This window comes from Kitasatospora sp. NPDC056783, from assembly GCF_042789895.1.
Classification (GTDB): domain Bacteria; phylum Actinomycetota; class Actinomycetes; order Streptomycetales; family Streptomycetaceae; genus Kitasatospora.
Window position 1 is genome coordinate 1 of the sequence record NZ_JBHUAF010000532.1, and the last position, 4574, is coordinate 4574.

Here is a 4574-nt window from a genome sequence, read left to right on the forward strand (position 1 = left end):
TCGCCGTCCTTCTCCCTGCCGGCCGGTCTTCCGCGGCTGGACCGCTGCGCCGTGATGGGCGTGGTCAACGTCACGCCCGACTCCTTCTCGGACGGCGGGATGTGGCACGACCCCGCGAAGGCGATCGCGCACGGCCTCGCGCTGCGGGCCCGGGGCGCGGACCTGGTGGACGTCGGCGGCGAGTCCACCCGCCCGGGCTCGCAGCGGGTGCCCGAGGAGGAGGAGCTGCGCCGGGTGGTCCCGGTGGTGCGCGAACTCGCCGACGCCGGCGTGCTGGTCTCGGTGGACACCATGCGCGCCTCGGTCGCCGAGCGGGCCGTCGAGGCCGGCGCCGCGATCGTCAACGACGTCTCCGGCGGGCTCGCCGACCCGGCGATGGCCCGGGTGGTCGCCGAGACCGGCGCGCCCTTCGTGGTGATGCACTGGCGCGGGCAGTCCGTCGACATGGACCGGATGGCCGTCTACGACGACGTGGTGCGGGACGTGGTCGCCGAGCTGACCGACCGGGTGGACGCGCTGCTGGCCGCCGGGGTCAAGGAGGACCAGCTGATCCTCGACCCGGGGCTCGGCTTCGCCAAGACCTCCGAGCACAACTGGGCGCTGCTCGGCCGGCTGGACGCGCTCACCGCGCTCGGCCGTCCCGTGCTCGTGGCGGCTTCGCGCAAGCGGTTCCTGGGTACGCTGCTCGCCGACCCGGCAACCGGGGAACTACGCCCGGCCCGGGAACGCGACGACGCGACGGCCGCGGTGTCGGTGCTGTCGGCCCGGGCCGGAGCCTGGGCGGTGCGGGTGCACGACGTGTCCGGCACGGCGGATGCCGTCCGGGTGGTCGCGGCCTGGCAGCACGCGGCGCGGCTGGGCTGAGGGAGGGTCTGTGACGGGTGACGGCAAGTTGAGCGGCGGTACGGCCGGAAAGGCCCGCGGGGCCGATCTGGAGGCGGTGCTCGCGGCGAACCGGGGGTTCTACGAGGCGCTGGAGCGGGGGGACGTCGAGGCGGTCGAGGAAGCCTGGCTGGGCGCCGAGTACGCCGACGACAAGGGCGGCGTGGTGTGCGTGCACCCGGGCTGGCCGGTGCTGCGCGGCCGGGCGCAGGTGACCCGTTCGTACATGCTGATCATGATGAACACGGAGTACATCCAGTTCTTCCTGACGGATGTCGAGGCCGAGGTCCACGGGGATGTGGCCCTTGTCACGTGCACCGAGAACATCCTGTCCGGCGGTGAGGCGGAGGAGGAGGGGGAACTCGGTCCGCTGGTCGGCGGAAAGGTCGTGTCGACGAATCTGTTCCGTCGCACCCCGGTCGGGTGGAAGCTCTGGTCGCATCACGGTTCACCCGTTCTGACCAGCGGGGACGACGACGAGGAGAGCTGATTCCGGAGACCGCGGGAATTCCGCCGCGGGAAGTCGCCCGGCATTTCCGAGTGGTCACCGGACGTTCACGTCAATTGCCATATCGGTGCGCGTGGCGTCGGTTCGTGCCGGGTAGGACGGTCAGGCGTTGTCCGTGCTCGCGGGTAGATTCGAAACGGAGTGGCGGGCGTGCTGCCCGCCTTCGCCTCGCCCGTCCATGCTTTTCCCCGGGTGGGGCCCGTCCGACTGGGAGCAGTGATTCGTTTGCTGGACCGCGTCACCCTGCGGGGGCTGCGTGCCCGGGGCCACCACGGCGTCTTCGACCGCGAGCGCGTCGAGGGGCAGACCTTCGTGGTCGATCTCGTGCTGTACCTGGACACCCGCCCCGCCGCGGCCTCGGACGACCTCACCCGCACCGCGCACTACGGTCTGGTGGCCGAAGAGGTCACCGCGATCATCGCCGGGGACCCGGTCGACCTGATCGAGACCTTGGCCCAGCGCATTGCCGACCAGTGCCTCAAGCACGAAGCGGTCGAGGAGGTCGAGGTCACCGTGCACAAGCCGGACGCCCCGATCACCGTGCCGTTCGACGACGTGACCGTGACCATCCACCGGGGCCGCGCATGACCACCAGCGCGCCCGGCATCCGATGCAGAGGGATTTCTTCGATGAGCAGCAGCGACCCGACCGCCACGCCGAACGCGTTCGACCTGGAGAGCCGGGTGGACTCCGCCGACACCACGCTGCACAGCCAGCACTCCGCGGTGATCGCGCTCGGCAGCAACCTGGGCAACCGGCTGGACACCCTCCAGGGGGCCGTCGACGCGCTCGCCGACACGCCCGGGCTGAAGATCAAGGCCGTCTCCGCGGTCTACGAGACCGAGGCCGTCGGCGGTCCCGAGGAGCAGCCGAACTACTACAACGCGGTCGTGGTGCTGCGCACCTCGCTGCCCCCGCGGGACCTGCTGGAGCGCGGCAACGCCATCGAGGACGCCTTCGGGCGGGTGCGGACCGTGCACTGGGGCCCGCGCACCCTGGACGTCGACATCCTGGCCTACGAGGGCGTGCTGAGCGACGACCCGCAGCTGCTGCTGCCGCACCCGCGCTCGCACGAGCGGGCCTTCGTGCTCGCCCCGTGGCTGGACGCCGATCCGGAGGCCGAGGTGCCCGGGCACGGGCGGGTGGACGCGCTGCTGTCCGCGCTGGGCGGCCCGGACGCGCAGGGCGTGAAGCGCCGCGAGGACATCCGGCTGACCCTGCCGGAGTAGGCCCTCCCGGGGCCTTCGGCCGGGGCCGTCGATCAGGGAACTCGGCCGGGGGCCCGGCCGTACGAGTAGGTGTCCGCCGTTCGCGCGGGTGTCCGCCCGGCCGGGCCCGGTACGGTGGCTTGGCGTCGCCGCGCCGGGCGGCCGGCCGGTTCTGGTACCCGGGAAGGACCTCCTCCGAGTGAAGCTGCTTCGCCTCCGCCTGCTGATCGGCATCACCGCCGCCACGACGGCGCTGTCCTGGGCCGGCTCCAAGCTGTGGGCCTCCGTGGACACGCTGCCGGCCGTGCCGGCCGCGGCGCCGGTGGTGCTGGCGGCCGTGGCGGTGATCCTGCTGGCGATCGCGCTGTCGCTGCGGGCCCGGCTGAAGGCGGTGCGCGAGCGGCAGCGGGGGGCGAAGGGGGTCGACCCGCTGCTGGCGGCCCGGGCGGTGGTGCTGGGGCAGGCCAGCGCGCTGGTCTCGTCGGTGGTCACCGGCGTCTACGCGGGGGCCGGGATCCACCTGCTGGGCGAACTGGACGTCCCGGCCCGCAAGGACCAGGCCGTGACGGCCGGGCTCGCGGTGCTGGCGGGGGCCGCGGTGATCGCGGCGGCGCTCTGGATCCAGCACGTGTGCAAGTTGCCGGAGAACCACGACGACCCGGGCGGCCCGGCGGCCTCGCACCGCTGAGCTGGGCCTTCTCCGTGATCTTGGGTGAGGTTCCGGGCACGTGCGGTAAAGACCTGGCCCTGTCAAGGGCGGAAGGGGACCCTGGGCTGACACGCCCCCAATTCGCACGCTAGTTTCTTGAGCATGTCTCGCGGACGCCACCGTCATTCCTCCGTCCTCGGCCGGGCCTTTCCCCCCACCGCCGCCGGCGTGCTGCTGGTCGCCGCACTGGCCGCGCTGCTTTTCAGTCAGGACACCGTCCTGGTGCGCTCGGTGGGCGTCGCGGCGGTGATCGCGACGCTCGGCTTCGCGCTGCTGCTGCGCCAGCGGGACAGGGCGGCCCGGGCGGCCGCCGAGATGTCCGCGGCCCAGCGGCTGCGCGCCGAGGAGCGGTTCGAGGAGCAGCTGGCCGAGGCCGAGTACGCGGCGGAGGTCGCCGAGGAGCGGGCCACCCGGTTCGGGCGGCGGCTGACGGCGGAGAAGTCGCGGCTGGCGAAGGCCGAGACCGAGATCGCCCGGCTGCTGCGCGAGCGGGCCGTCGCGGTGGCCGAGCAGGCGCTCAAGGAGGCCGAGGCGGCCCAGCGGGCGCTCGCCGCGAGCCGTCCGAAGCATCCGGCCAGTCCGGCCGCGTTCGTGCGGGCGGCGTCCGTGCTGCGGACGCTGGAGCGCCGCGCGGCGGAGCGGGACGCGCAGCGGGCGCGTTCGGCGGGCGGGGAGGTCGCGCTGCGGACGTCCGCGAGGGCGTCGCTGGCGGGCCCGGCCGCCCCGGCGCCCGTGCCGGTGGCCGTTCCGGCTCCGGTGGCGCCTTCGGTGCCCACCCCGGGGCAGGCCCCGGCGGCCCCGGCCCCGGCCCCGGAGCGCCCCGCCGCGGTGCGTCCGGCGCTGACCGCGACGGTCGGCCAGCTCGGTGGGACCCCGGCCGCTCCGGCGGCTCCCGCCTCGGCGGTGGATCGGCAGCGGTCGCGTCCGGCCCAGTCCGGGCAGGCGCGCGGACAGGGCTTCAGCTTCTTCGGCCGCGGGTCGGCCGCCGCGGTGCGTCCGGCGGCCCCGGCCCCGGCGGTGGGCAGCGTCGCCGAGCTGGGTGAGCGCGCCGACCTGGCGGATGTGGTGGGCGACGAGGCGGTGGCCGCGAAGGCCGAGGCCGAGGCCCGGGCGGCGGAGCCGGCCGAGGGGACGGAGCGGGCCGAGCCGACGGTGGTGGACCTGACGCCGGAGGACGAGACCGAGCTGATCCAGCTGCCGGAGCTGCGCGCCTCGCGCTGAGGCCCGGAAGACACGCGAACGCCGCGGCGCGGGGAGTCGGAGGGAC

Annotated in this window: 6 protein-coding genes; all 6 read left to right on the top strand. The window is 74.5% G+C overall.

Going from position 1 to position 4574, the window contains the following annotated elements:
• Nucleotides 1-15 precede the first annotated feature (15 nt).
• Nucleotides 16-864 (top strand): dihydropteroate synthase, encoded by an 849-nt coding sequence (gene folP, locus ACFRMQ_RS38520; RefSeq protein ID WP_380735548.1) that lies wholly within the window; start codon nucleotides 16-18, stop codon nucleotides 862-864.
• A 10-nt stretch (nucleotides 865-874) separates the two neighbouring features.
• The gene (locus ACFRMQ_RS38525) at nucleotides 875-1372 is read left to right on the top strand and encodes a nuclear transport factor 2 family protein (RefSeq protein ID WP_380735542.1); all 498 of its coding nucleotides are present in this window, start codon (nucleotides 875-877) and stop codon (nucleotides 1370-1372) included.
• Between the two features lie 246 nt (nucleotides 1373-1618).
• Nucleotides 1619-1978, top strand: coding sequence for a dihydroneopterin aldolase (gene folB / locus ACFRMQ_RS38530; protein WP_380735550.1), 360 nt, complete (start codon nucleotides 1619-1621; stop codon nucleotides 1976-1978).
• A 41-nt stretch (nucleotides 1979-2019) separates the two neighbouring features.
• Complete coding sequence (folK, locus tag ACFRMQ_RS38535) at nucleotides 2020-2619, top strand: 2-amino-4-hydroxy-6-hydroxymethyldihydropteridine diphosphokinase (protein ID WP_380735543.1); 600 nt, start codon at nucleotides 2020-2022, stop codon at nucleotides 2617-2619.
• Between the two features lie 178 nt (nucleotides 2620-2797).
• Nucleotides 2798-3286 (top strand): DUF3180 domain-containing protein, encoded by a 489-nt coding sequence (locus ACFRMQ_RS38540; RefSeq protein ID WP_380735545.1) that lies wholly within the window; start codon nucleotides 2798-2800, stop codon nucleotides 3284-3286.
• A 123-nt stretch (nucleotides 3287-3409) separates the two neighbouring features.
• Nucleotides 3410-4528: a hypothetical protein gene (locus ACFRMQ_RS38545; RefSeq protein ID WP_380735547.1), complete on the top strand. Its 1119-nt coding sequence runs from the start codon at nucleotides 3410-3412 to the stop codon at nucleotides 4526-4528.
• Nucleotides 4529-4574 lie beyond the last annotated feature (46 nt).